28 protein-coding genes and 1 CRISPR repeat array are annotated in these 25,663 nt (G+C 32.1%); of the genes, 19 read left to right on the forward strand and 9 right to left on the reverse strand.

Annotated features, from left to right (window positions below):
• Positions 1-151: 151 nt before the first annotated feature.
• A complete protein-coding gene (locus M2R48_RS08560; RefSeq protein WP_262085781.1) occupies positions 152-433 on the reverse strand; it encodes a hypothetical protein in 282 nt (93 codons plus the stop codon).
• A gap of 107 nt (positions 434-540) precedes the next feature.
• Positions 541-888 carry a lysozyme inhibitor LprI family protein gene (locus M2R48_RS08565; protein ID WP_262085782.1) on the reverse strand — a complete coding sequence of 116 codons (348 nt, stop codon included), beginning with the start codon at positions 886-888 and terminating at the stop codon, positions 541-543.
• Positions 889-990: 102 nt separating this feature from the next.
• Between M2R48_RS08565 and M2R48_RS08570 the strand changes: the two genes are divergently transcribed.
• Genes M2R48_RS08570 through M2R48_RS08580 form a run of 3 tightly spaced genes read left to right on the forward strand, consistent with a single transcriptional unit; the run spans position 991 to position 2,254 of the window.
• A complete protein-coding gene (locus M2R48_RS08570; RefSeq protein ID WP_262085783.1) occupies positions 991-1,347 on the forward strand; it encodes a hypothetical protein in 357 nt (118 codons plus the stop codon).
• A 32-nt stretch (positions 1,348-1,379) separates the two neighbouring features.
• Positions 1,380-1,736 (forward strand): hypothetical protein, encoded by a 357-nt coding sequence (locus M2R48_RS08575; protein WP_262085784.1) that lies wholly within the window; start codon positions 1,380-1,382, stop codon positions 1,734-1,736.
• 32 nt (positions 1,737-1,768) lie between these two features.
• Complete coding sequence (locus tag M2R48_RS08580; protein ID WP_262085785.1) at positions 1,769-2,254, forward strand: hypothetical protein; 486 nt, start codon at positions 1,769-1,771, stop codon at positions 2,252-2,254.
• Between the two features lie 29 nt (positions 2,255-2,283).
• On the opposite strand, the gene M2R48_RS08585 is transcribed toward M2R48_RS08580, so the two are convergent.
• Positions 2,284-2,685 (reverse strand): hypothetical protein, encoded by a 402-nt coding sequence (locus tag M2R48_RS08585; RefSeq protein ID WP_262085786.1) that lies wholly within the window; start codon positions 2,683-2,685, stop codon positions 2,284-2,286.
• A 101-nt stretch (positions 2,686-2,786) separates the two neighbouring features.
• Here M2R48_RS08585 and M2R48_RS08590 point away from each other — a divergent pair, with 101 nt between their 5' ends.
• Positions 2,787-3,110 (forward strand): hypothetical protein, encoded by a 324-nt coding sequence (locus M2R48_RS08590; protein ID WP_262085787.1) that lies wholly within the window; start codon positions 2,787-2,789, stop codon positions 3,108-3,110.
• Between the two features lie 896 nt (positions 3,111-4,006).
• A complete protein-coding gene (locus M2R48_RS08595; RefSeq protein ID WP_034611905.1) occupies positions 4,007-4,267 on the forward strand; it encodes a hypothetical protein in 261 nt (86 codons plus the stop codon).
• A 328-nt stretch (positions 4,268-4,595) separates the two neighbouring features.
• Here the strand turns inward: M2R48_RS08595 and M2R48_RS08600 are convergent, their stop codons facing one another.
• Together M2R48_RS08600 and M2R48_RS08605 are read right to left on the reverse strand one after the other, a co-directional pair.
• A complete protein-coding gene (locus tag M2R48_RS08600; RefSeq protein WP_262085788.1) occupies positions 4,596-5,063 on the reverse strand; it encodes a BLUF domain-containing protein in 468 nt (155 codons plus the stop codon).
• Between the two features lie 39 nt (positions 5,064-5,102).
• Positions 5,103-5,552, reverse strand: coding sequence for a BLUF domain-containing protein (locus M2R48_RS08605; RefSeq protein ID WP_262085789.1), 450 nt, complete (start codon positions 5,550-5,552; stop codon positions 5,103-5,105).
• Positions 5,553-6,020: 468 nt separating this feature from the next.
• On the opposite strand from M2R48_RS08605, the gene M2R48_RS08610 reads away from it, so the two are divergent.
• From M2R48_RS08610 to M2R48_RS08635, 6 genes are all read left to right on the forward strand, one after another.
• Positions 6,021-6,464 carry a hypothetical protein gene (locus M2R48_RS08610; RefSeq protein WP_410004158.1) on the forward strand — a complete coding sequence of 148 codons (444 nt, stop codon included), beginning with the start codon at positions 6,021-6,023 and terminating at the stop codon, positions 6,462-6,464.
• A gap of 190 nt (positions 6,465-6,654) precedes the next feature.
• Positions 6,655-6,813 carry a DUF1328 domain-containing protein gene (locus M2R48_RS08615; protein WP_262085790.1) on the forward strand — a complete coding sequence of 53 codons (159 nt, stop codon included), beginning with the start codon at positions 6,655-6,657 and terminating at the stop codon, positions 6,811-6,813.
• A gap of 102 nt (positions 6,814-6,915) precedes the next feature.
• The gene (locus M2R48_RS08620) at positions 6,916-7,185 is read left to right on the forward strand and encodes a hypothetical protein (protein ID WP_262085791.1); all 270 of its coding nucleotides are present in this window, start codon (positions 6,916-6,918) and stop codon (positions 7,183-7,185) included.
• Between the two features lie 24 nt (positions 7,186-7,209).
• Positions 7,210-7,410 (forward strand): hypothetical protein, encoded by a 201-nt coding sequence (locus tag M2R48_RS08625; protein WP_262085792.1) that lies wholly within the window; start codon positions 7,210-7,212, stop codon positions 7,408-7,410.
• 582 nt (positions 7,411-7,992) lie between these two features.
• Positions 7,993-8,604, forward strand: a complete 612-nt coding sequence (locus M2R48_RS08630) for an NAD(P)-dependent oxidoreductase (protein ID WP_004820758.1) — start codon at positions 7,993-7,995, stop codon at positions 8,602-8,604.
• A 1,299-nt stretch (positions 8,605-9,903) separates the two neighbouring features.
• Positions 9,904-10,161, forward strand: a complete 258-nt coding sequence (locus tag M2R48_RS08635; protein WP_262085793.1) for a hypothetical protein — start codon at positions 9,904-9,906, stop codon at positions 10,159-10,161.
• Positions 10,162-10,282: 121 nt separating this feature from the next.
• Here the strand turns inward: M2R48_RS08635 and M2R48_RS08640 are convergent, their stop codons facing one another.
• Complete coding sequence (locus M2R48_RS08640) at positions 10,283-11,161, reverse strand: ATP-grasp fold amidoligase family protein (RefSeq protein WP_262085794.1); 879 nt, start codon at positions 11,159-11,161, stop codon at positions 10,283-10,285.
• A gap of 883 nt (positions 11,162-12,044) precedes the next feature.
• Between M2R48_RS08640 and M2R48_RS08645 the strand changes: the two genes are divergently transcribed.
• From M2R48_RS08645 to M2R48_RS08660, 4 genes are all read left to right on the forward strand, one after another.
• Positions 12,045-12,239 (forward strand): hypothetical protein, encoded by a 195-nt coding sequence (locus tag M2R48_RS08645; protein WP_016539065.1) that lies wholly within the window; start codon positions 12,045-12,047, stop codon positions 12,237-12,239.
• A gap of 636 nt (positions 12,240-12,875) precedes the next feature.
• Positions 12,876-13,136: a hypothetical protein gene (locus M2R48_RS08650; RefSeq protein ID WP_224965320.1), complete on the forward strand. Its 261-nt coding sequence runs from the start codon at positions 12,876-12,878 to the stop codon at positions 13,134-13,136.
• Between the two features lie 359 nt (positions 13,137-13,495).
• Complete coding sequence (locus tag M2R48_RS08655; protein ID WP_262085795.1) at positions 13,496-13,699, forward strand: hypothetical protein; 204 nt, start codon at positions 13,496-13,498, stop codon at positions 13,697-13,699.
• A gap of 80 nt (positions 13,700-13,779) precedes the next feature.
• On the forward strand, positions 13,780-14,187 hold the full coding sequence (locus M2R48_RS08660) for a hypothetical protein (protein ID WP_262085796.1): 408 nt from the start codon (positions 13,780-13,782) through the stop codon (positions 14,185-14,187).
• A 235-nt stretch (positions 14,188-14,422) separates the two neighbouring features.
• Here the strand turns inward: M2R48_RS08660 and M2R48_RS08665 are convergent, their stop codons facing one another.
• Positions 14,423-14,974 carry a DUF2799 domain-containing protein gene (locus M2R48_RS08665; RefSeq protein WP_224965322.1) on the reverse strand — a complete coding sequence of 184 codons (552 nt, stop codon included), beginning with the start codon at positions 14,972-14,974 and terminating at the stop codon, positions 14,423-14,425.
• A 1,134-nt stretch (positions 14,975-16,108) separates the two neighbouring features.
• Here M2R48_RS08665 and M2R48_RS08670 point away from each other — a divergent pair.
• The 3 genes from M2R48_RS08670 (at position 16,109) to M2R48_RS08680 (ending at position 19,476) form a co-directional block, all read left to right on the forward strand.
• Positions 16,109-16,465 (forward strand): hypothetical protein, encoded by a 357-nt coding sequence (locus M2R48_RS08670; protein WP_004721210.1) that lies wholly within the window; start codon positions 16,109-16,111, stop codon positions 16,463-16,465.
• Positions 16,466-16,727: 262 nt separating this feature from the next.
• Complete coding sequence (locus M2R48_RS08675) at positions 16,728-16,907, forward strand: ribbon-helix-helix protein, CopG family (RefSeq protein WP_004721206.1); 180 nt, start codon at positions 16,728-16,730, stop codon at positions 16,905-16,907.
• Between the two features lie 511 nt (positions 16,908-17,418).
• The gene (locus tag M2R48_RS08680; protein ID WP_262085797.1) at positions 17,419-19,476 is read left to right on the forward strand and encodes a TonB-dependent receptor domain-containing protein; all 2,058 of its coding nucleotides are present in this window, start codon (positions 17,419-17,421) and stop codon (positions 19,474-19,476) included.
• A 320-nt stretch (positions 19,477-19,796) separates the two neighbouring features.
• Positions 19,797-20,964: a CRISPR direct-repeat array (repeat unit 28 nt; unit sequence GTTCACTGCCATATAGGCAGCTTAGAAA).
• Positions 20,965-21,143: 179 nt separating this feature from the next.
• Here M2R48_RS08680 and M2R48_RS08685 read toward each other — a convergent pair.
• On the reverse strand, positions 21,144-23,378 hold the full coding sequence (locus tag M2R48_RS08685; protein WP_262085798.1) for a TonB-dependent siderophore receptor: 2,235 nt from the start codon (positions 23,376-23,378) through the stop codon (positions 21,144-21,146).
• Between the two features lie 254 nt (positions 23,379-23,632).
• Positions 23,633-24,154, reverse strand: coding sequence for an RNA polymerase sigma factor (locus tag M2R48_RS08690; protein WP_004820783.1), 522 nt, complete (start codon positions 24,152-24,154; stop codon positions 23,633-23,635).
• Positions 24,155-24,452: 298 nt separating this feature from the next.
• Between M2R48_RS08690 and M2R48_RS08695 the strand changes: the two genes are divergently transcribed.
• Complete coding sequence (locus tag M2R48_RS08695) at positions 24,453-25,661, forward strand: efflux RND transporter periplasmic adaptor subunit (protein WP_262085799.1); 1,209 nt, start codon at positions 24,453-24,455, stop codon at positions 25,659-25,661.
• Positions 25,662-25,663 lie beyond the last annotated feature (2 nt).

A 25,663-nucleotide genomic window follows, 5' to 3' on the forward strand; every position in this document is an offset into this window, starting at 1 on the left:
CACCATAACTATCATCATAGTTATTCTTATTCTGTATGTATTTAGAGACAAATTGCCAAGTTTTCAACAATGGGTTGGTGGTGCAATAACGAATGAGATCAATAAAAATAAGCCTTAAAAAAGCACTCGAAGGTGCTTTAATGTTATTAACTTATTTTTTTACATAATTAGGAAACTCTATTAATAGAGTTTTGCATGTTTTTCCTTTACCATCCTCATTAACATTACGATCAAATTCTTTCATGCCAAACATGAGAACTTCCTTGCCATATTCTTCGCCAAGTTCATGCTTAAAGCATTTTGCTGAATCAGAAATTAACTCATCATTATATTGGCTATATCCACATTCCATCTGTGCTCTGGTTAATAAGCCATGTACAGAAACAATCTGCTCGCAGTATGTTGGCTCTTCTCCATTTTTAGGATAATGCATTAGCTTGGGGTAAACCCAAAAATAGACCAATCAATATTAATTTTTTCATCCAAATATTCCTACAGAATTCCTTGTGAGTTATATGTAAAAAGCACCTGATAAAGAATCTATCTTCGTTCTAGTTCTTTTTCTCTAGCAATAGCTTTATTCATTAGACATTCAAACCTTAATGACATAGCACCCGTTCTGTCATCAAGTTGGTTTGCTAGTTGGATACAATCTGCTTCTTTAAATTGCACCCAAAGCCTTTGAGCTTTTATTAGTTGCTGTTTATTGTCAGGTTCAAGAATTTTTAATTTACTCTGATATGTTAAAAGCAATTTCTTTTCTGCTAAATTTAATTTCTCAGAATAGCATTCTCTAATATCTGTAGAGGACACCAATTCAAGGCAATCTTTAGCATTTATTGCACAGCTTATAAGGCTTATTAAGCTAAAAAAGATAATTTGTTTCATGAAAAATATTTCCACCGAGTTTCTAGTCATCTATAAATTAACTGCATCTTGTTCTTTTCAGTAAAAAATCTATCATAGAGTGAATAAAAAAGGGATCTAAAAATGAAAAAACTAATTTTAATTGCTTGTTGTATGTTTAGTGTTGGGGCTTACGCAAGTTGTGAAGATTTGAACAGAATAGCTGATAAAAAAGGCATACATTATGGAACTGAATACAGCTTTGTTGTTAAAGGACCAAAGGGACATAGAGCATACTTTCATTCTGCACCGGCGAATAAATGTAAGTATACCAAGTCTTACATAATTCCAAATGATTCAGTGATTGGTTATCAAAAGTTTACTAATGATAACCACAATTGGATCTATGTGATGTATGGCTCTAAAGATAGAGTTTATACTTCAGGATGGATTAAAGAAGATGACTTAAAAATATCTGATCGTATCAGTCCTATTAATTAATCAAGTAAGCACACTTTTAGAGATGAAAATAAATGAAAAAACTAATAATTCTTACCCTTTTATTAAGCGGCGGGGCTTGGGCTAAGACTTGTGATTATCTATCGAAGATAGCGGATGATAATGGCATACTTTACGGAACAAAGTATTCCTACACAGTTCAAGGTACAAAGGGGTTTAGATCATATTTTCATTCAGCACCATCAAGCGAATGTAAATTAAAGGGTGTATTTATTATTCCAAATGATTCAGTTATAGCTTATCAGGAATTTAAGAACGAAAATCAAACTTGGCTTTATGTAATGTTTATAGATAAAAACGGCAATGATACTTCAGGTTGGGTTAAAGCTAAAGATTTTAAATTATCTGGTCGCCTTAGTCCTATCAATTAATCAAGTAAACACAATTTTAGAGAAGCAAACAAATGAAAAAACTATTCCTTTTAACTCTTTTAATTAGTGGTGGGGCTTGGGCTAATGCGCCATACAAAGCTACAACCGAATGCCAATTTGATTATGATGATTTCAATTTTTGCTCAAAAGTAAACGTGGCTAAATACAAAAATGCCCTAAAAACACAAAAGCCTAACTTTAATCAAAAGTACATTCTACTCAACCTAAGCTCATCACCTAGAATTTTTAGATTTGTTGCTTTAGATACAAAAAATGGCTTGGCTTTACCTTTAAGAGATGGAATTCTAGGTTTCAAAGACAAAAAAGGAGGTCTAACAGGAAAACCTCCAGTAATCCAATACTCAGTTAATAATTCACTCTTATGCACTCAAGGTAGTATTTTTGCTTATCGAGATGATTATGATAATGTAAAAACATGTTATTCAATCCAAGATAATGAATACTCTGAATATGGCAAAGAGTTTAAAAGATCTGATACACCTGTGAGTATTAATTGACTAAATTATTAGTCCCTTTGAATTTCTAGTCATTTAAGCAAATAACAAGCATCAATTTTTTTATCATTACTTTTAGCACATGACCAATTTCCATCTTTATAGGATTTTATGATATTGCCTGTCTTATAATCTCTATAATACCTTTGACCATCATCTAAATCTTCAACGGTTCGTCCTACAGATGGATTACAACCTTTAGTATCATATTCAGGGCACATCGTTGATTCTTCAATGTGGACTTTAGTTTTACCAAAGTTTAAAACGGTATACATACCACCAGCACCACCACCTGAAGAAATCACACATTTTTTTGCTTGTATTAATTTATTATTAACAACATTTGCACATACTCCCTTGATATCAGGATTTTCATGTGCAATTGCTGTACAGCTTAAAAGTAATCCTAAACTGATTAAAATTAGTTTTTTCATGTGAAAACACCTACTGAATTTCTTGTCATTTGCAGATTAACAGCATCTTGCTCTTTTCGTACAAAAACATATCATAGAGTCATTCTAAAAAGGATTCCAAAATGAAAAAACTTCTTTTAATTGCTTGTTGTACGTTTAGTGTTGGGGCTTGGGCAATAGAACAATGTAAGCATGCACCTATCCCAGATATAAAAGGAAAACTTGATTATGATGAGAAATATCGCTCAAAGGTTTTAAAGTCTGGATGGAAGCCTATTCCTGTTTCTAAAGAAGAACAAGATTCAATGTTTTATGATAAAAAGATTCCTGAGCGTACTTGCGGCGCTCCTGCATGCTATTATCACTATCAAGATAAATACAACAATACTTTATTCATCTATGCTGGTGATATTATTGCAGATGTAACCCTTAAATGTAAAAAATAGGACCCCGCCTTTTTGAGTTTCTACTCATTTATAAGCCTATATTATTTTGCTTTTTTCGAATAAAAATCTATCGTAAAGTTAATTACAAACGGATTTAACAATGAAAAAACTACTATCAATTTTATGCTTCGTCAGTGGTGGGCTTGGGCTGAATCTTGTGACAAACTCTCTAAAATAGCTGATGATAATGATACATTTTATGGTAATAAATACAGTAATAGGCAATAAGAGATTTCGCTCTTATTTTCATTCAGCCCATCACGTCAATGTAAACTAAAAAAAAATTTATCGTCCCTAATTATTCTGTAATTGCTTACCAAGGATTCAAAAATGTATGTATGTAATGTCTGTTGATAAGAATGGAAATGATACCTCAGGTTGAGTTAAAGCTAGAGATTTTAGAATATTTGGTCGCTTTAGCCCAATCCAGTAATTAGCCAAATATCCTTTTTGAATTGCTAACCATTTCCAGATTTACTGCACTCTGCTTATTATTGGCAGTTCGAGCTGCAAGCATTGAATTAGAAACACCAGCAAATATGCGGCAAAATCAAAATACAATGTGGCAATTTTTGGCGTATTCAAGTCAAGTACAAACATCTTCGTGATGCTGGAACAGGAGATACCTTAGAAGAATGTATTATTGTTAGGACTCATAGCATACACATGCGACTTTAAATCAGGTTCTACTGTATTGAATTTAATACGGATTAAAATCTATTCACGTTATTGATATATTACTCAATAACCTTTCCAGCTTAGCTTAAATTTATCTTAAATATAGAAAGAAATATTTACATTTAATCATTAAATTACATTTTTAAAAAAATCATAATAAAAAAAGAAATAAAAATGAGTTATAGTCTAAATGATTTTAAATTGCAGGAATCACACTATTGAGTATTCATGAAATAGTACTTCAAGATGATAAATTTCATTTACATAAACTTGTCAAAGTTAAAGATAGTATTTATGACCCAGTCAAAAAAGATGAATCAACTTTATGGTTTTGGATTTATTCAGACACATCTGAATTTTTTTACTTTGAATTATGGGATGAACTTGATCATGCAAAAATAAACGAAAATATTAATTATAAAAATTGTAACTTTAAAGTAGTTAGTATTAATAATAACAATAAAATGAATTACTCATAAAACTTAATTATATTGCAGATAAATAATTTTCATAATAATTTAAAACATGTACCTAATGTAAAAACGATTTAACTTTATCTATTTAGGGATGGTAACAATACATCTCTATAAGTATAAGAAATTCAAAGTGAAAACTTAACAGCAGCCATCAATAGATTAATCCATTCATTAACTCGATTTGGTCTCTATTGTCGCTGGAAAACTTGTTACGCTTTTTAAATTAGTAAAAGCATCTATATCTGGTGAATCAGAGCAACTGGGTGCGAGTCAATCGGTCAAACTTTGAAATTCTTTAAAAGAGAGGGTCCATAACCCTCTCTTTTGATATTTAAAGAAAAGAGGAAATTCCTCGCTGATTTAAACCGACCTTTTTACGCACTCGAGTTTGCTTTTCTTTCAAAAGCTCATTTAATAAGCTATTTAAATGAGCTTTATTGAGGGCAGCTGGCGTAAATGAGTCATATCCAAGCTGATTAAAAAATAAATCAACTTTTGAGGACTTTTGCACGTATTTCATTGACCAGTTTTTAAAACTAATTTTGTCAATACCCATGATTTCAAATTCAATAATGCTATTATGCCTAGCGTCATTTTTTATACTTTGAAATAACGCTTGAACTATAGACTTTTCACCTTCAAGACATTGAAAAAAATGATTATTGGCATAATATAGAACGCCAAAAATTTTATTTTTCCCATTAAAATCACGCGCAGTATTTAAGATAGCATTTAAATCTTCAATAAGGTCATTGGCTAATTCATTTCGAGTACTCGCATAGCACAATCGAATTAGCATACATCTTTCCTCAAGTTGCGTAGATTCGCATAAAAAACCTTATTCATTGATATCAAAATTATATGGCTCAATAGCGTATTCCCCAGCCAAAAGGTCGATAAAAGAAGGGATCGTCTCGCTAGAAAGAAGAAATGGATTGAAATCATCACGATGATTTTCTAGGAAAAAGTCACCTAGTCTTTTATTGACAGGGGCAAATTTCATATTCCAATGCTTAAACAAACCTATGTCACATTTTTCGTAATATAAAATCTCACAATTTTGATGACGTTGATCTTTTAAAATTTGATTATAGAACAGATCATCAACCTTACTTTTATGACCTTCAAGACATTGAACAAAATATCCATGTCCATAGTAAAGAACACCTGTGATTTCATTGCGAGAGTTGAAATCAACAGCTGTGTTAAGAATATCTATCAAATCGTTCTTAAGATTTGGATGAGTACTCGTAGCTTTACTTGCATATAAAACTCTTACAAATTCCATTAGAAGGCTTCCACGATAAATAATTACTTCGAACTAGTGCTAACGCTTTAATTTTATTAATAAGCTTTATGTATTCACATAGAAAGATTAGTAACGATGACTACAATACATTGATAATTAATCAAAAGCTAACAAATCGTACCAATGGGGCGAAACAGGGAATGTAAAGTTTTTTTAACACTGTTTGAGTGTTTTGTTACTTTACAAAATAAATTTAGCATATTGTTAAAATTAACTAATTGAAAATAATAAATTTAACCAATATATTTTGATTTTAAAGTGGTTAAAAAACGTACAAATGTACGAAATTTCTCACAGTCATGTAAGCCATGGATTATTTTGCTAAATTTCATATTATTTATACTGCCTAGATACACCACAAGTGCTCATCATTATTATAAATCTGAATATTAATTTAAGGTGATTGTCGCTAACGCTTAAATTAAAATAATTCGTTATAAAAATGATGTGTTGAATAAAAAGTGTTGTGTATTGGGGGAGCCTTCCCCCTTAGTCGGACAACTAAGGGGGGAGCATTTTTATAAATATGAAATGAGAGAGGATGAAATGCAAATTTTAAAAAATATTGTTATTTTTATTGTCTCTGTTTTAAGTATTTCATTGCTTATTATTATTTTTGATCAATTGGGGATGAATAAAAAACTCAACTTGTTTTTATCAGCTTTATTGTATGGGGTATTCATCACAATTTATTTGCAAAAGGTATTCCTAAGTCTATCTTACTTCTTAGGATTCTATAGCCTTTTATTCATGATAAGTTACTCGGTTGAAGTCATCGTCATGCTTTTTATTTCTTGCTCTGTTTTATTGATTATAAAAATGATTATGCCGAAATTAAAGGATACACGTGTCGATAGATTTTTTATTCTTAATAAATTATATAAAAAGTAAGTTTTAATGATTACTTTTTTATTTTTTAATTTTAAGTTGATCTTAATTGGTGAGTTTAAGTGTTGGGTGTTATTTTGAGTTGTAAATATTATAAACTAGAACATTTTAATCACATAAAATAACACTTGAATTAAAATATTAATTTATAGTGTTGTTTTAAATCAAAATATATTTTAGGGAGTACTATAGTATGTTTCGTTGGGCGATTATCTTTGCTGTAATAGCACTTATAGCGAGTCTTTTAGGATTTGGTGGTGTAGCAGGTCTTTCAAAAGATTTTGCAGTTATTTTATTAGTAGTAGCTGTTATCCTTACTGTGATTGGTTTTATTTCTCGTGGAAAGGCATAGTCACTATAAACCATCTAACGATAGAATTTAATCATTCTATCGTTAGATATACTGAATTTGAAAGTACTTAAATCATTTAAATAAATTTGAACTGAGCACATTATGAAAAATATTAACTACGATTTTGTTTTAGAACAAATTTATAATTTTTTACTTTTAAGACCTGAGTTTAATAGTAAAACAAATTTTGAGAAGATCGCTGAATATTTCAGAGCTTTAAATGAGGGCACAGATGATGAGTTCAATTTTGAGAAACCAAACAAAATCTCGGGTAAATTTGGCAATAAAAAAAATATAGTAATAGTCAATGCACCTGAAATAAATAATAAAAATAAATTTTTGGAATGGGTTGATCGGCAAATAAATCTATAAAATTTTTTGATTAAGGGTATTTATATGCATCATAGACATAAGCGAAAAAATGCAGCATTGATTTCAGAATGGTCAACTGATCAAGACTGCTATTTGATTGAAAATAGTTCATTACCTATTGAAATATTAAAAGATTCTTTATCATTCTCTGAAGAGGAAATACTTGAAAGAAAGATGCAGCTAGGATTAGTTCGCCAGCAACGACAAATGATGAGAAGCAGTTGAATCAAATATTCTACGCTTCTCAATTCATTTTTATAATTTTAGCCTTAATTTAATCGGTCTAAAGTGACGAAGAGTTACCTCATAGAGTAACTTAACTAATCAAAACTACATCCTGAATATAAGATGCTACATTCATGGTAGTTTTTAAAGATGCAAAAATTTAGGGCTGTGTTTAGCTACTCGAAGTGAATAATCATAACGTTTTTCTGTTTCTTGGCCACCTTTAACAGGGGAAGCTAGGGCAGCTCAGCCATCTTAGTAGGTATATTTAAAAATAAGGCATAAACTTTATTCAAGTGAAAGCCAGTTACTAAAATCATTATACTTAAAATAAATACCTATACATGAGACTATTAAAAAGTGACATTGCTTACATGATTTTGACAGAAAATAAACTTAACTAATGATTTATAATAAAACTATTTAGGTGATAATGGATTATCAATCTTAATCTATAAATTGTTAATTATTTCATGTGTAAATTATTTATAAAATTTTAAAGATTATAAGTTTTATATTTAATGGTTTATAAAACTATTTGATTAAGATTTTTGAATTATCTTAAATAAGTGAGGAACGATTATGAAGATTGCTTTAATTGGTGCAACAGGTATGGCGGGTTCACGTATTTTAGAAGAGCTTGTTTCACGTGGTCATTACGTTAAAGCCATCGCACGTAATACACATAAAGTACCAGATACAGAGCGTGTCTTATCCGTAGATGTGGACTTAAATGATCATGAAGCGCTTGTAGAAGCTCTAAAAGGGCAAGATGTTGTGATAAGTGCTGTTCCTTTTCATGGCTTAGATGCGAATGCATTGATTAACACAATTCGGGATTCTAAAGTTAAGCGTTATTTGGTTGTTGGTGGTGCTGGTGGACTGACTATTCCCAACAAAAATGTACGCTTATTGGATACAGATGATTTCCCAGCCGCGTATAAACCTGAAGCAGAAGCTGCTGTAAATTTTCTTGAAAAACTTAAACAAGTCGATGATATTGAATGGACTTTTATATCACCTTCGGCAGAGTTTGGTCCAGGTAAACGTACTGGAGAATTTCGTTTAGGCAAAGATGAACTTATAATTGGTAAAGATGGCAGTAAAATTTCAGCTGAAGATTTTGCGATAGCATTATCTGATGAAATTGAAAATAACAACCATATTAATCAACGTTTTACTGTTGGATACTAAGAAGAAGTGTATAAGAGCCCTCATTTGAGGGTTTTTTTCTATAAAAATTAAATTGATGATTTTAGCATTTCCTAAACTTATTTGTACTTATAAGTATTTTATTTTAAATATTTTGGCCGTTGCTGTAGATCATTTTATTTATCTATATTGAATAAATATAACTGTATCATTTAAATGAATTAAGGATTGCAAATTTTAAAGATTGTGTTTAAAAGTTGAATGGACAATACATGTAATATTTTTATGATGATAAAACAGTTAATTATGGTTAATAAGCTGTCTGAAAAGTCATTATGGATTACATTAGTGGTCATAATTGATATAAATAAGACCAAAATTAAAATATAGAATTTGCTATTGATATATGGATTTGTCATGAAAAGCTCATTTTTGAATTGTTATACTATAACACTTTTATGTATGGACTTATATGTTGGAAATGTTATGAAACAAAAAGTATTCATTTAAAAAACTTTGAAAAATGTCTATCAGTTTCTTAGTTTAATCAGTATTTTTTATTTAAGTGTCTATTGGTTATAAGAATTTTAAGATAGTGTTATAATAGTCTCTAAAGGAGTCTTGTATGGAAAATAGATGAACGCATGATGATAAATGATTTATTGTCATTGGTTTTAAAATCACTATTCTGATTTTTCTAAATATTAATTCATTTAAATCAATAACATTTTTGATTTTGTTGTCATTTGAAGATAAATTATTTTTCGTGTTTTATTCATCAAACTTAGATTAGGTTGTACATAGATTAGGTCATACATGGACTGGCTCGTACTTGGATTAGTGCTGAGTAAAATGATATGAAGAGTTGCAACCATTGTAGATATGACTTTAAGTTTTATATTTTAGACATCTGCATAAGTCCTTTTTAAGACCATAGATCAACATAAAATCCCCCTCATCCTAGCTTTCTTCCAAAGCGAGAAGGAACTTTCAATATCCATCTGATTCACTCAATATGATCATTTTTTGATTTATGAAAAATCTTTTTTAACAACTACAAGGGTACAAATATATTAGGAAATGTAAGAATAGAAGGGGAAAATAACTAAAAATTGTTTTTTTATTGGCATTAAATCTCAAAATAGTAGAAATTTCAAAAGAATAGTAGTTGATTTTCATCCTAAGATTGAATTAGTATATCTATAAAATACGATATAGTGAATCGTAACTTAAGCACCAATGTCTGGATAACTGGTCTTTCTGATAAGTTAAAGAGTATTTGATTGGGGAGATACGAGATTCTTTATCTGGTTATGACTAGTGATTTAGGAAAGAAGGGATATGCACAAATTTTCAAAAATTGAGCTGGTAACAAATCATTTAACTAAAACACTAGAGGATTATCTCAAATTAAAAATGAGCTGTGATGGGGTATATACACATACTACAAAAAAAGAAGATGAAAATTATAAAATTGAAGTTGTTATTGATCCACCAAGTGATGTTTTAGAAACCTTTAAGAATATAGCACATGATATTAAAGATTATTTAGATGCTATTGATTATAAAGGAAAATTTGAGTTTAAATTTATTGTGTAGCGATATATAAACTACATGCAATAAGTCATATTTTCATTGAACTAAACTTCGTGTGTTTTTTACTCATTTTTATGATTTATACCCACAAGACCAGCTCTTTGTGGGTATTTCTTACATCATTTTAAAATAAATGCCAATAACTACCAAGTTTCATATCCCATTCTTTGGGTTCAATAACCATTCTTCCAGCATTAGGTGTTAGGGTTATTTCACTGAAATAGATATTATTTTTTGATATCAAAAAATCTATTCGACTATAACCATATTTCAGGCAGAGCGTTTGTGATAACTCAATTAAGATGCTTAGCCGAGCTGGTTTTTTTAAATATGCAGGGCTATTGCTTTTTAAATCAACTGTAAATGGTTGGAGTGTCCACGAAGTATCGTAAATATTTGAATATTCATTTTTGAGACTATCTTGTACATCGACTTCGATAAATTTGGGTTGACCTTCAAAGCAATGGACTCTACATGTGGTAATGGTTAATTTAGTTTCTTGGTCAATCAATAATTCAACATATTGCTCAGCTAAAATTGATGGCTTAATATTTTTGTAATGCCATTCTCTTTTCCTGAAATACATATTTTGCTTTAAATGATGTGTTAATTTGTTTTCCGCATTTCTTTGATCAAATTGACACTTATCATTGCAGACGATTGCGCTGCCGCTATCATGATTGCATTTCAAAACAAATCTATCGGGCAGTCGACTAAAGTCAATTTCATTGAATGATTGGTATACACCGATCAATGGGACCAGATGAGAAGAACAAATTTTATTGCTGATCACTTCTCTTACAGCCAATTTATCAGCCAATAAGGTATGCAATGGATCTCTTTCAAAAATCATTCTTGCTGTAACTTTTTCATTAAAACTTTTGGGTTGATCAAAATTGGGAATATAGCCAAGTTTATTAATAAAACGTTTGGTTAAATATTGCTTATCTGAGACAAAATATGCTCTTATAACTTTTGCAAAATAGGTGAGATTGTCAATCATTTATCAAAACCCAATTAATGATCGTATAAGTATAAATAACCAAAGCTTAAAAAATTTTTAAAAAGCCAATGACTTTATGTATGAGTATTATAGTAATAGGCTTATTACTTTGAATATTTCATACTTACTTTCACTTACGGGGTTATTGGAAAATCTTATTAGGCTACGTTTTTGAATTATAAATTATTATATTTAATCAATATGTTGAATCCAGTTTTTATATGTGTGATATGACATATTTGAATCAAGCGCGTGGTTATTGTAATCCATGAAAATTTAAGCTTTAGATCGCTTAGGCCGACAATCCTTAGGTGATTTGCTAAGGATTTAAGCAGTCTGTTACATAAAATTTACGATACATATATGAAGCTTTACCAAAAGGTAAAATATTTTCTTGAATCTTAATATGAATTGTGTAAAATTTAACCAGTGAAGAAGGTTGTGCTTTTCACTTTGACTTGGTATTTAAGTCTTTAATAAACCCACCTATTTTTAGGTGGGTTTATTAATTTTATCCTGATCAATAAATGATAGGTATCTGGCTTCTATCTAAAAGCATAAAAATGATTTAAAAAATGAATACTTAAGCTTTATTTAAAGAATATTGAGGATTTAATGTGATTTTAAGCACACTTTTAATAAATATGAATGAATTCATATTTGAAATAGCTACTGTAAACGGATGTTCTGCTTTCTAACTTAACATCATTGCAGTTCAAATAATGTACTATTTGATCTAATAATGTGGTCTTTTATTGTTTTGCTTAAAATCTATACGAAGGTATGGGTTGTTTATTTATAAATTTGATGTAAATTCAGAACAACATCTTTAAAATTAATTCTTATGAATATTTGTATAGGCGGTCCCTGGCATGGAAGTAAGTTGTTAGGAAATGATAATAAAAAGTCTTTTAAAGTAAAAGGCAAATTACCTAATTCAACAACAAACTATTTTAAAAGAAAGATTCAGTTTAAAAACGTATTTTATATTTTTTGGGTATCTGATGAACTGATGTTATTAGATGAGAATGAAATTATTAAAAATTTTTTACTTAAAAAATTAAATATTATTGTTTAAATAAACTTCATATAAATGAAAGATGCTATGGCGTCTTTTTTTTATATTTTTGCATTTTGCCTTGCTGCATTTCGGTTACAGTGAAATGGTGATTATTTTGGATAATCCATGATTTTTTTATTTTGATTGTTTGATAATTTATTTTAACAAATGGTAAAAAATATATTTTAAGTTGCTTAAATTGTTTGATATTTTACATAATTTATTGTATAAAAAAGAAACAACAATAAAATGAGGGTGAAATCATGATAGACAAATCAATAAACATCGTTTTTTTCTTTTCCGTATTTATTGCCTTAACTTTACTGGTACACCTGTTGGGAAATGTACCAACAGGCGTATGGTTTCCAAAATAAAACTGTTCAATAGAAAAGCTCATCTTGAGATGGGCTTCTTACTTTATGGAGGGATTGATTTTGATCCAGTTATTAAAATGTATGTTTGGCTTTCATCGGGTGATTGATACGCATTATTGTAAAGACGGAGAGTTGGCGGTGTGTCATCATTGTCTAAAAGTTGTTAAAAAATAATCATATAAATGAAATGACATGGAATACATGATATTTCAATTTCTATACTCAATTCAAAGTTAAGCTGTTCATAATATTTTTTTACTTTGTGAGTGTGAGTTTTTAAATGCCAATACCTAAAATGAATGAGACTAAAACAGATTCCAATCAAGCGCCATATTTTTCAATTGAGCAGCTTAAAAGATTTTTGAAAACACAAATTAGATTAAAAGCCGATGAAGGAGAGTTATTTGTAAGTGAATACATCACTACAGATTTCGCACAACATGACATCGTTAATCTGGGTGAAGAATTTAAGAAAGCAGGCTATAAGGTGAGGATCAAAAATGCTGGTAAAGAAAAAATATTTTCTGTTTTTTGGAATTAAAGCACTGTAAGTTTTAATGTCTCCTGAAGGAAATAACCATAACTTTATTCCACCACCTAAACGAACCAAGTTTTACTTTTTGATAGGGTTTAATTTTTTCAATCAAGACAGTCCCAACGATGAAAATCATTTCAATAGTCTGTCTCGTTTTATTGTGGGTTGAATCATATGTCGAAAATAAGATACATATCAACAAGATCAAGCTAAGACTCTGCATTTGCAGGATCAAATCAGTGAATTGATGTCAGCTATTGGCCGCGTAGAGGCAATATGGCATAGTTCTGCTATCGTGATGTAGTCAACTGAATAGCCCCTGAATTCACTGTGGAATTCTTATGCGAGGCTTATGGGAGAACAAAGTGAATAATTTAGAAAATCAAGATCTAGAACAGCAATCTCAACCAGAACAAAAAGATTCTAGCGTAATGAATGATATCGTGAATTCGATCAATCCTTTGGATGCCGTTGATCTGATCTTGGAAACAGGTCGGTTGATTGTGAATACGAGTAAAGATATTGTTTCTGACATTACCAACAACATTGATATTGATATAAGTCTTTAAAATCAATTCGCAAATGCACCCATCAAAAGTTGGGGCTTTAATTTATATGATTGAACTTTTTGTATATGACATTCAAATCAATGATGAACAAAATTCTTTTGGTATTTTTTATATTGAATTCGAAATTTAGCTTTGCTGATCCAATAAAACCAACTTTTCTTGAAGAAAAATTAGATATTAAAAAGTTTAAAAAAGAGCTAGATGATAAACATACATCTAAAATAAAAAAGTCGCTTTTTCTTGTAAAAAGAGAGCCAAAATTGGACCAGCCTAGATATAAAGCAGTGATGCTAAGAGTCGCTAAGGATAGGCAGGAGAATTCTTTTAAATATATGAAAATGATAAATTATGTAGACTGTGATAAAAATAAGATCTATACATATTTGTCATTTTATGATGAAAATGGCATTACACATGGTATTGGTTCATCTAATGACGATCTTGCAGATGATAGCCCATTAAGAAAACAAGTCTGTATCATTGAATGATGGTGAATAGTTGAAGAAGTATGCTTATTTTATGATTTAAAATTGACACATTTCACGTTATTTAGTAAAACTGTGATTGTTAATTCATTATAGTGAATAAACATACAATAATCCTTAATCAGCGCAAAATTAAGGGGAAGCCTCACAGTGATGTGAGGCTTTTTTATTCGAACAACTTATTCCAAAACAGTGTTCGAAATCGCTCGTGAGTAGTTGTTTGTGACTTTGTTTAAAACTAATAGAGATCATGCTCAGCTTTAAAGCGTTCCAGATTCCGAAGTGCGTCTTGATAACGTGAGCGTACTTGACTGCTATTGCTACGAAGATCAGATAATTTCTTTTTATAGTCGTCGCGATCTTTGGCAGATAGATCTTTGCTGTCTAATTTTCCAAGATAGTAATCTAGATTGTTTTGTGAAGTGTTAAATTCTGAATTCGCATGATAAAAGTTACTGGCCACTTGATAATAATGACGTAAGGATTCACGTTTCTCTGCAGGGCAAACTCGAAAATTACCGCGACCTTCTAAAGCTTCATAAAAGATATTTTCAGGTTGACAGTAAGCCCCTAAACCTTTTAGGTAACCCATTTCATAAAGATTTTGACTAGGAATAATATTGGCTTTTTTACAAGAGGAATAGTATTTATCTATGTGGGATTTATTTCCAGCAGCGCCATCTTTTTCACCAACGTTAAACCAATTTGCAGTTTTACATTGTTCAACACTCATTGCAGCACAACCGGAAAGTAAAACCGTAAAAGTAGATAAAATTACTATAAGTTTCATGAAAAATTCTTCCAAACGATTTTTGACTTACTTTAAAAAAATGATTTTATCATGACAAGATCAATAATTTCCTGATCATTAATATTGAATCACATGAAAAGTGAATCTAAATTCTTAAAAATACAATAGGGTTTTTATCTTGATTCTGCAGCTATTGCCGATATCGTATTTTAACTTTGACATATCTTCAGCTTGAGCATAATGTTTGTATCGCAGTTGATAGATATAAATCTAGGAATTCTATCTCCAAAAGAACAGAACTGCTAAATTCTTAACTTCATTTAATTTAAAAATAACGGATGGGCAGTTAAATTTAATAGATTGATAATTTGTTCAGGTTTTTTCTAAAAATAGGATTTTTCATCTAGCGTTGTAAAAATATAGTGGATTAAAGCAAGACTACAAATCCAAAACATAGACAATCATTGAGCTCAGTGCAATGATGATTACACAGAAATTTATAGTTACTTATTTAATTTCATAAAACTTATATACTATGATTTTATAGTTAAATTTACATTGATCTTTAAAGTGGCTTAATTCTAATGTTTGGGAAGATCGTTTTTACTGTATCGGTAGTCTTATCCATAGTTTTTTTTGTTCTCGGTTTAACGGAAGCTATTGTTGAGTTTATCGTTATTGGATGCCTTGGTTTTATCGCATCGGGTTTGGTTTTTAAACAAATGAAAATATCATTCAAGCAGAATGACGACTAATTTTGTGGTTTTAACCAAGAGTACTTTTGGCTAATTTTTATTGTCAAAAAATGCTATGCAATCATGGTGTTGGATTTAAAAATTAATTGGATATTTTTTAACTGTAATTATTTTCACAGATTTCTTATCTACGATTTACCTATGAAAAACAAAACAAACAAAAATTATAAAAAGTTGCTAAAAGAAAAAGATCTAATTTTACTATAGGAATGTAAGTACGGAGTTAAAAAGTACAAAAGCTTGATAGAGCCCTCATTGGAGGGCTTTTGTGTGTCAAGGTGCTGAAAAACATTAAAAAAATCACATATTATTATAATAATATAATATTTTATTATCATTTTATGATATTTTTATGTTGTTATATAGCGTTATAAATCTATATAAATCATCTTATATTGAATAAAAGGGGTAAAAAATAATGGCTAAAATTGACTTAAATCCATTGGCTGAGATTGATGGCTTCACAGCAGCAGCACTTGTAGACTATACAAGCGGATTATCACTTGCCGCTCAAGGAACGGGGATCGATTTAGAGCTTGCTGCTGCTGGAAATACGGAAGTTTTAAGAGCAAAAATTAAAACAGCAAAAGCCCTAGATTTGAAAGATACGATTGATGATGTTTTGATCACACTCGGGAAGCAGTACCATTTATTACGTCCACTTGAAAAGAATAGCGATTTATTTTTATATCTGGTATTGGACCGCCAAAAATCGAACTTAGCGATGGCAAGACATGAACTTCGAATTTTTGAAAAAGAGTTAGATTTTTCTTAAAAGCAGCAATTGGCTATTATATTGGATACGATGTAATAGCCATTTTAAATCATCAATACTAATAAAATAGAATGCATATTTAGCATATAAATATAGCCCGAATATAGGCTATATAAAGATGTTAAAACTTGAGTGAAATAGTCGACTTAAGTCTATGAATGTAAAGTTATAAATATGAATACCATAAAATAAAAAAATATCATTGAAAATCTCATAAATGTTATTAGAATTCTATTTCTAAATAAATTAAGAGATTGGGGATATGGAAAATAAAACAGCAAGATTAACTATTTTGATAGACCCGAATAAAAAGGAAGCTTTTGAAGAATTGTGCAACCGTCAGGATCTAAAGCCTTCACAAGTGGTTCGCCAACTGATTCGTGAGTATTTAGAAAAGCATGGTGTTGATTACGCGACTAAACCGACTTTACCAAAAAAGTAATATTTAAATTATCAATTTTATCAAGAAACGGGACTGTGCTTTTTAGGGGGAAAAGCGGGTCTTATTTATCTTGAATCAGAAAAATTCGAGTAAGATTGATCAAAAATGTTGTACTAATTATTGATGACTTTGATATTTATAAATTTTTAATATATTTGATTCTGTAAAGCTGACCAATTTGAGCTTGATGATATTGAGTAAAATAAGCAAAAGAGAGCTTACAAGCAGTTTTATGGCTTGTAAGCTCTCTTTTTTTGAAAAGAAAGTCTAGAAACAATATGATAAATAGATTTTTTTTAAATTTATTTTTGACAAAACTTCAGCTTAGTTTTGACTTTTATAGCGTTGTTTTTCATATGATTATGATTGAGTATTTCTCTGTTAATTGACTATAAATTAAAATTAAATAAATGATAATTATTATTATTAGCAATTGCATTTGAGGTTTTGCTCAAATACAATGCGCAACAATTCTTTCACAATTCCTCCTTAATTTGAGTTGCGTATTAACATGAATAAACAATTAAGATTTCAAACGCTGTCAATTTCCATACTCACAGCAATGTCAATTTCAGCATTTGCAAAAGATTCTTCTGAAGATGCGACAAAGTTAAAAACAATTGTGGTGACTGCGAGTAGTCAGGCTGTAGATGTTAAAGAAGCACCAGCAAGTATTAGTGTTATTACAAGTGAAGATATTGAAAAACAACCTGTCGGTAGTCTTGGAGAGTTATTAAGTAAAGTCCCCGGGGTAACGGGTGGAATTAGTCCTTCGAAGGAAGGTTCTAAGATTAAATTACGTGGTTTACCAGACAATTACACATTGATTTTAGTTGATGGCAAACGCATCGGGTCTTCAAGAGATGTCAGTTATCGTCCAAATTTAGGTCGTCAGGATTTAAACTGGATTACACCCGACATGATTGAGAGAATTGAAGTTGTTCGTGGTCCAATGTCTTCCTTATATGGCTCAGATGCCATGGGTGGTGTAATTAATATTATTACAAAGAAAATCCCCAGTGTTTGGGGAGGTAATGTCACTTTAAATTATATTCAGCCCACGACTTCTTCAGATTTAGGTACGTCTTTACAAACAGGTGTTATGGCCGCTGGCCCATTAACTGATACCTTAGGTCTGCGCTTGACAGCAGGGATGACAGAACGAGAGGCAGATAAAAAATATAAAGCAGGAAATGGGACTACAGGTTCTCAAGATCAAAACTACAATGCGATGTTGCACTATCAGCCAACAGATAAACAGTCACTCAGTTTTGAAGCAGGACACAGTATTCAAAAGAATGAAAAAGGTTCTCAAATTAACGCCACAACAGGTGCTGAACAGGAGACCAGTTGGGGCGCAAATAAATTAGAACATAATACATATAGCATATCGCATGAAGCTGAATGGGAGATTGGTAAATCCAAATTAAATGCTTATTACAATGATTATGACTCGAGTATAGGTGAGGTTACGAGCAAATCAAATGAAATGATTGTTGAAGGTAGTTTAACTATGCCATTTGAGGCAATGTTTAAGCAGGTCTTAACTGTCGGAGGCCAATGGAAAAAACAAGAATTAACCAATACTGACACGATTGGGACTCTACCAGGCGGGAGTTGGGATGGACAAGGATATAATAATCCTAAGGTAGATAATAAGAGCTGGGCATTATTTCTTGAAGACAATATTTCACTGCTTGATAATTTGACATTAACAGTAGGGAATCGTTTAGATCATGACGATAAATATGGTGCACATCATAGTCCAAGAGGTTATTTAGTGTATAGCCCCACAGATGATTTGGTAATTAAAGGCGGGATCTCAAAAGGTTTTCGTGCACCAACAGTGAAAGAATCATCTCCTGGTGGGGCAACTGAATCTGGTGGGAATGGTTGTAATGGGCTAAGAGGTAGAACTTGGTATGATGAGAATAAACAACCACATGAATATACGGGTGGTAGTTGTTTTATGACAGGTAATCCTAACCTTAAACCAGAAGAAAGCACAAACTATGAAATTGGAGTAAATTATACTGGTTTTGGTACAGACCTAGGTTTGACGTTTTTCCATACAGATTTTAAAAATAAAATTGATTACTCCCCATTAGGTTATTATTACGGTACTTGGTTTACTCGCAATGAGAATATTCAAAAAGCAGTAACACGTGGTATAGAAATGGTTGTAAATTTCCCGATTTTAGACAATCTAAAATGGAATAATAATGCAACGTATTTCTTAAAAGCAAAAAATGAAGATACTGGTGCAACTTTACTAACCACTTCAAAATTAACGGTAAATTCAGCTCTAAATTGGCAGCCAACAGATCCACTCAATGTGGAGTTGTCTGCGCAATATTTAGGTAAGCAATATTTGACCGATAAAGGTGCTACTCCTACGATGCAAAAACCACATACGATTGTAAATCTAGCAAGTAATTATCAAGTGAATGATAAATTGACTGTACGTGGTGGCTTTACTAACCTATTTGATAAAAAGCTGTCAAATGGTGGAGATAACTATTTGGTAGAACGTCAAAAAGTATTTGTAGGCGCAACCTTTAAATTTTAATCAAGTATACTGAAGTGAAAACTTACTTCAGTAATAAATCATGCGTTATAAAAACCATCTTTGGATGGTTTTTTTGTTATGTGTTTTTATTAGGAAAAGTGATTTTATTTCGATGAGTTAAGTGCTGTATATAAAATAGTAAAGCAATGATTTTCTTGATTTAAGCATTTTTATTCGCACCAAAATTTCCCCCAATATTTTTCGATAATTTTATAGTTTAATAAAATCAATAGGTTATGTGTGCTTTAAAAACTTTGGGTATTTTATGGTTTTTATACTTAACTGGCTGTTATCAGAGCGTTTTTTGATTTAAAATTATAGTTCACTGCCATATAGGCAGCTTAGAAATCTTGAATGGGTTGTCCTGCTGAATTCCAACAGTTCACTGCCATATAGGCAGCTTAGAAAATAACCACGTTGGGTTGATGATTTACCATCACGTTCACTGCCATATAGGCAGCTTAGAAAAAAGGAATATGCTAGTTGGTCACTTAAAAATAGTTCACTGCCATATAGGCAGCTTAGAAAATTCAGAAGTATTGAAAATACTGAGCTTTTATGTTCACTGCCATATAGGCAGCTTAGAAAACTCCACAATACTTTTCTGTTATCTGTTTGAGGTTCACTGCCATATAGGCAGCTTAGAAATACTTATGATTTTAGTAAGTTGAATAAAAATAGTTCACTGCCATATAGGCAGCTTAGAAAGATCAAAGGAAATGTTGAACGGTCATCCATTCGTTCACTGCCATATAGGCAGCTTAGAAATGGACAAGAATTTGCACTGCAGCGGAGTGTGCGTTCACTGCCATATAGGCAGCTTAGAAAATCCAACACCATCAACGAGAGCTTGTGTTGCAGTTCACTGCCATATAGGCAGCTTAGAAACAATGCAATCAAGTCTATTGCACGTGCAGAAAGTTCACTGCCATATAGGCAGCTTAGAAATGTTACGGGCTTGTTACGGGCTTTTTCGCTACGTTCACTGCCATATAGGCAGCTTAGAAACTGCAAACAACGAAATTGTATATAAAGAACAAGTTCACTGCCATATAGGCAGCTTAGAAAAATGATACAAGTGTCCTGAAAGCTATTGAATGGTTCACTGCCATATAGGCAGCTTAGAAATGACTGGTGTCTATGGGCTGCGGATCAATGCCGTTCACTGCCATATAGGCAGCTTAGAAACGATGGCGGGAACTCTACGCAGAAAAAATCCTGTTCACTGCCATATAGGCAGCTTAGAAAATATAACAGGCTTTGCAACGAGAAGCCCACTTGTTCACTGCCATATAGGCAGCTTAGAAATGATGTCATTACGATGGAAAACGTAAAGCAGAGTTCACTGCCATATAGGCAGCTTAGAAAACATCAGGGTGTGCTGTAAGTTTTTTTGCAAAGTTCACTGCCATATAGGCAGCTTAGAAATTACTTTTAAGTTTGGTGGTCTTTTGCGTTTAGTTCACTGCCATATAGGTAGTTTAACAATCAATGGAAGAACAATAGATGAGGTTTACTTTTAGGCCTGCAGAGGAGCTTATTCTAGTTATATTGATAACATTTGAATTTGTAGAGAAAGCCACCTTAACGGTAACTTTCTCTATATTTAACCTATTAATTTATTTAAGCTAAATCAATGTTTAGCTAATTATAAATAGGTTTCCAAATTACCAATCGTATTTTAAACCCACTCTAAAATTAGTTGGTGCACCGTAGTAACTATTCGTTGTAGCTAAATGATATTTTTCATTAAACAAGTTATTGATATTTAAATTCAGCAATAAATTTTTATTGATTTTATAACGTACCATTAAATCAACCAAAGTATAGCTGTCTTGGGTAAAACGAGTCTTTACAGGGAGCGTTATATCAGAATAAATATCACTTTGCCAACGTAGACCACCACCTATTGTTAGAGCTTGATCAAAGTAAGGTAGAGTATAAGTACTAAATAATTTAGCAGTATTATTTGGAATGTTGGTGTTTATACTATTACCTTGACTATTTTGTGATAAATTTCGAGTAAAACTTCCTGAAATTTGCCATAACTCAGAGAGTTTTCCTGTGGCTTCTAATTCAATACCGCGGCTTTTGGTTCCAGATTCCGCTGTATATGCTTGAGATCCATCGGGAGCAATGTGTGAATTATCGGGTTGTTCAGGAACAGCGACTGCAAAATTATCTTCTTTAGTTTGATAAACAGCAGCACCTATATTCAACTGATTATCAAAAAATTCACCTTTAATCCCTAGTTCAGTACTATTGCCGACAAGAGGGTCTAAATAGTCACCCTTAACTGTCTTTTTATCTTGTGGTGAAAAAATATTGGTATAACTGGCATATGTTGTCCAATGGTCAGTTAAATCATAGGTAAGTCCTACATAGGGGATTACTTCACCACTTTCTTTATGGATTTTGATATCTGTTGTATTTTTAGTATTGTCATGATTTATAGCGACACGTTTCCAGTCTTCTACACGTGTTCCTAAAATAATTGCTGCCTTATCTGATGGTTTTAACCGGACAGCACCGAATATTGAATGACTACTGTCATCGCCACTATACCAGCCGTCAATCATCGTCTCAGGTCGAGTTGGTGTATTGCCATTCCAACTGAAAATATTGTCTAATTTTCCATTCCAAGACATGCCATTATTCCAGCCTGAGTAGGTTGGACGTTGATTCTCACTTTTAGTAAAAGTTGTTCCCAAAACTAATTCATGGGTTTGGTTGAACAAATTAAATGAGCCATTCAGCGTTAAATTAAATAAATCTTGAGTAGGCTCATAATCCCAACGTGATGCGTAAATTAAAGCACCTTTTCCAGTTTGTTTATCTATCCCTGAGCTATAAGCATAACCAACAACTTCATCTGAAGAGGTTTTTGTTCGAGAAAGAATACCTTTAAGTTTCCAATTGTCATTGAACTTGTGTTCAATATCTGCAAAAAATGCAGTAGTTGATCGATCTGAGTACGTCCAGTCTGCAGCAGCCGAATCAGAGCGCGACCATTCAATTAAAGATCCATCAGTATAATATGAAGGTAATCCCCCACGGGCGATGCCTGAAATATCAATTTGTTGATAGCTAATTCCAAGACTTGCTTTGGTTCGATCTGTTAAATCTGCTTCAAGTACACCATAGGCAACTTTGCGTTCTTCTGCATAACGATCGATATAAGAGTCACCATCTTGATAAGCCAATACAGCACGACCACGGAGATTACCAGATTGATTCAATGGTGATGAAACATCGATATCTGTTCTATAGGCGTCCCAAGAACCAGCACTAGCACTTACAGAAGCTTTAAAGTCTTGTAATGGTTTTTTTCGAACCATATTAATACTAGCACTTGCAGAACCAGCACCAGTCATTAAACCATTTGCACCACGAACAATCTCTATTCTGTCAAAGAGTGCAGTGTCTTGACTTTGAAAAATACTAGAATATGAGTTCAGTAATTTCACACCATCTAATAAATAGTTGTCTACAGTTTGACCTCGTGCATAAATTGGTGAGTTATCTGAGCCAATATTTCCACCTTGATTAATTGTTAATCCCGCAGCTTGTGTTACGACATCAGTTAATTGTGTTAAGTTTTGATCCTCCATTTGCTGACGTGTGATTACACTGACCAATTGCGGTGTTTCTTTTAGGCTGAGTGCCAAGCCTGTTGAGGCGGTAGTAGCTTTTGCGGTATATAAACCAGAGCCTTCGGTTGTAAGGCTATTGGTATTATTGGCAGATACAGTGATGGTAGGAAGCTGAGTAGAGTTTTGTTCTTGGCCATCAGATGGGTTCGGTGCTGCAAATACAGATCCATGTATTAAACAAATAGATCCACCCCAAATTGCAGTTCGAATTGCAATTGCTAATGCATGTTTGCTTTGATGTTCCTTCATTAGATTCTCGTATGAGTCATATTCATCTACTTAGTCGTTTTTATTTTAAAAAAAGCTCATTTTTTTATGATTTAAATGAGGGATATTGTTGGATGTAACAACAATAGCGAGCAGGCGCGAATAGGGAAGAGGGTTATAACTATTTGTATGATCAATAGATCGATGTCATGAAAGTTCGAGAAGGATTTTTAAATATGTCTAATTGGCTTTATCTATTTATTTTTATTGAATCGTTTGTTTTATAAGTAAAAAGATTATGAGTTAAATGTTGTAGTATAAATACTGGAACAGGCTAAAAAAGCTTGTTTCATATCTCGTTTTACTGTGGCTTCAGAAATATTAAGTTTTTCACCGATTGCACGGTAAGTCATATCTTCCATTTGTGATAATAAAAAAACCTGTGCGACGCGTTCGGGTAGCTTTTCTAGCGTTTGTTGAACTTGATAGACACTTTCTCGAATACATATTTCATGTTCTACAGATGGATAGCCATCCTGTGGTGTATGTATTAGTGCATCTAGATATAAGTGTTCAACTTGTTGGTGGCGCCAATGATCAATAATCACATGTTTCGCAATTCCCAATAACCATGCTTTGGGTTCTTTAATATTTTCAAAACAGTAGTTACTTTTTAATGCACGATAAAAAACTTCCTGACTAAGATCTTCAGAGTGGTGATGGTTGTGAAGTTTATGTTTGAACCACAAAAGTAAAGTATTTTGATGGTCTTGATAAATATGATCAAACCATTGCTGCTTTTGTACGTTCAAATTCATAAGCGTTGCCTGTTAGAAAAGCCAACAACATGGAGTTTATTGATTAAAGGGAGGTGTTGAAAATAATGATAGTGATAATGATTATTAAATGCAATAATAAGAATTACAAAATGCAACATGATAATTAGCGAACTAAAAGACTATTTCTTCTTGATTATTAATGAGATGGGTGGTTGGTAATTGTGACATTTCACATTATTATCTAATTGATAAATGATAAATAACTTTGAAATTTCACTTTATTTATTTCGCAATTGTAAATTTTGATCGTTCTGCGACTGTATGAATAAGAGTTTTTATGAGTAAGCCATCTGTAAATGTAAACCCAAAAAAAAGTTTTATTGGCCGTAAGTTTAAATATTTAATTGGATTTATGCTGCTGATTATTTTCGGACTAGCAGGCTTCTATTGGAAAAAAACCTCATCCAAACCCGCAGAGGAATATAGCCAATGGAGTAAACCTGTACCCGTGCGAACTGTACCAGTACAACGACAAGATTTACAGATTGAAATCAAAGCAATTGGTACAGTCATTCCTACGCATACTGTGAATGTACAAAGTCAGGTTGCTGGGGTTTTACAGCAGATTTATTTTAAAGAAGGGCAAACCGTAAAAAAAGGTCAGCTCCTTGCACAAATTGATCCAGCACCGTTTCAGGTCGCACTTGCACAGGCTGAAGGAACACGGCAGCAGAATTTAGCACAGTTGCACAATGCTGAAACAGAGTTGCAGCGTTATCAATTATTGTTTAAACAAGATTCGATTGCGAAACAACAAGTAGAACAGCAACTGGCGCTGGTCAACCAGCTTAAAGGTCAAATACAGGCGAACAAGGCGCAAGTAGATGCTGCAAAACTACAGCTGTCTTATACTAAAATTTATGCACCTATTGATGGGCGGGTTGGATTTAGACAGAAAGATGCTGGCAACCTTATTCAAGCCAATGAAAGTGCTGGTTTAGTCAGTATTACTCAAGTTCATCCAATTTTTGTGCAATTTGCAGTGGCAGAAAACCATTTAGTAAATCTGCGTCAATCCTTAAAAAATGGCGATAAGGTGTTGGCAAGTGCTTGGGATAAAACAGAACAAAAACAACTTGCGCTGGGGCATGTACAAGCAATAGATAATCAGATTGATATCAGTACAGGGACTTTAAAAATAAAAGCAATTTTTGATAATTATGATGATGCCTTATTCCCAAATCAGTTTGTCAATGTGCGTTTAAAGACTCAAACCATTCAAAATGCAATCAGTATCCCGAGTGATGCTGTACAACATGGTGCAAAAGGCAGCTATGTTTATATCATCAATCCGCAAAATAAAGCCGAAATTCGAATGTTAAAACTGGGGATGACATCGAATGGTCAAATTGAAGTTTTAGACGGATTAACGGGTAGCGAAAAAGTAGTACTTGAAGGAATTGATCGTCTTTCGGAAGGCAAAGAAGTTCAAATTGTTGTAGAGAATCAACAGCCAATTTCTACGGCCAAGCCAACTGCTGGATAAAT

Origin of the sequence: Acinetobacter sp. I-MWF (genome assembly GCF_025433935.1) — a bacterium.
Classification (GTDB): domain Bacteria; phylum Pseudomonadota; class Gammaproteobacteria; order Pseudomonadales; family Moraxellaceae; genus Acinetobacter; species Acinetobacter guillouiae.

What these genes read in the sequence shown, in the direction of transcription:
- M2R48_RS08615 (WP_262085790.1), top strand. Translation starts at nt 6,655, where the DNA reads ATGTTTCGTTGGGCGATTATCTTTGCTGTAATAGCACTTATAGCGAGT.
- M2R48_RS08600 (WP_262085788.1), bottom strand. Translation starts at nt 5,063, where the DNA reads ATGCTAATTCGATTGTGCTATGCGAGTACTCGAAATGAATTAGCCAAT.
- M2R48_RS08695 (WP_262085799.1), top strand. Translation starts at nt 24,453, where the DNA reads ATGAGTAAGCCATCTGTAAATGTAAACCCAAAAAAAAGTTTTATTGGC.
- M2R48_RS08585 (WP_262085786.1), bottom strand. Translation starts at nt 2,685, where the DNA reads ATGAAAAAACTAATTTTAATCAGTTTAGGATTACTTTTAAGCTGTACA.
- M2R48_RS08675 (WP_004721206.1), top strand. Translation starts at nt 16,728, where the DNA reads ATGGAAAATAAAACAGCAAGATTAACTATTTTGATAGACCCGAATAAA.
- M2R48_RS08635 (WP_262085793.1), top strand. Translation starts at nt 9,904, where the DNA reads ATGCACAAATTTTCAAAAATTGAGCTGGTAACAAATCATTTAACTAAA.
- M2R48_RS08620 (WP_262085791.1), top strand. Translation starts at nt 6,916, where the DNA reads ATGAAAAATATTAACTACGATTTTGTTTTAGAACAAATTTATAATTTT.
- M2R48_RS08680 (WP_262085797.1), top strand. Translation starts at nt 17,419, where the DNA reads ATGAATAAACAATTAAGATTTCAAACGCTGTCAATTTCCATACTCACA.
- M2R48_RS08580 (WP_262085785.1), top strand. Translation starts at nt 1,769, where the DNA reads ATGAAAAAACTATTCCTTTTAACTCTTTTAATTAGTGGTGGGGCTTGG.
- M2R48_RS08590 (WP_262085787.1), top strand. Translation starts at nt 2,787, where the DNA reads ATGAAAAAACTTCTTTTAATTGCTTGTTGTACGTTTAGTGTTGGGGCT.
- M2R48_RS08685 (WP_262085798.1), bottom strand. Translation starts at nt 23,378, where the DNA reads ATGAAGGAACATCAAAGCAAACATGCATTAGCAATTGCAATTCGAACT.
- M2R48_RS08660 (WP_262085796.1), top strand. Translation starts at nt 13,780, where the DNA reads ATGATGAACAAAATTCTTTTGGTATTTTTTATATTGAATTCGAAATTT.
- M2R48_RS08560 (WP_262085781.1), bottom strand. Translation starts at nt 433, where the DNA reads ATGCATTATCCTAAAAATGGAGAAGAGCCAACATACTGCGAGCAGATT.
- M2R48_RS08670 (WP_004721210.1), top strand. Translation starts at nt 16,109, where the DNA reads ATGGCTAAAATTGACTTAAATCCATTGGCTGAGATTGATGGCTTCACA.
- M2R48_RS08565 (WP_262085782.1), bottom strand. Translation starts at nt 888, where the DNA reads ATGAAACAAATTATCTTTTTTAGCTTAATAAGCCTTATAAGCTGTGCA.
- M2R48_RS08640 (WP_262085794.1), bottom strand. Translation starts at nt 11,161, where the DNA reads ATGATTGACAATCTCACCTATTTTGCAAAAGTTATAAGAGCATATTTT.
- M2R48_RS08650 (WP_224965320.1), top strand. Translation starts at nt 12,876, where the DNA reads ATGCCAATACCTAAAATGAATGAGACTAAAACAGATTCCAATCAAGCG.
- M2R48_RS08605 (WP_262085789.1), bottom strand. Translation starts at nt 5,552, where the DNA reads ATGGAATTTGTAAGAGTTTTATATGCAAGTAAAGCTACGAGTACTCAT.
- M2R48_RS08690 (WP_004820783.1), bottom strand. Translation starts at nt 24,154, where the DNA reads ATGAATTTGAACGTACAAAAGCAGCAATGGTTTGATCATATTTATCAA.
- M2R48_RS08575 (WP_262085784.1), top strand. Translation starts at nt 1,380, where the DNA reads ATGAAAAAACTAATAATTCTTACCCTTTTATTAAGCGGCGGGGCTTGG.
- M2R48_RS08665 (WP_224965322.1), bottom strand. Translation starts at nt 14,974, where the DNA reads ATGAAACTTATAGTAATTTTATCTACTTTTACGGTTTTACTTTCCGGT.
- M2R48_RS08625 (WP_262085792.1), top strand. Translation starts at nt 7,210, where the DNA reads ATGCATCATAGACATAAGCGAAAAAATGCAGCATTGATTTCAGAATGG.
- M2R48_RS08570 (WP_262085783.1), top strand. Translation starts at nt 991, where the DNA reads ATGAAAAAACTAATTTTAATTGCTTGTTGTATGTTTAGTGTTGGGGCT.
- M2R48_RS08630 (WP_004820758.1), top strand. Translation starts at nt 7,993, where the DNA reads ATGAAGATTGCTTTAATTGGTGCAACAGGTATGGCGGGTTCACGTATT.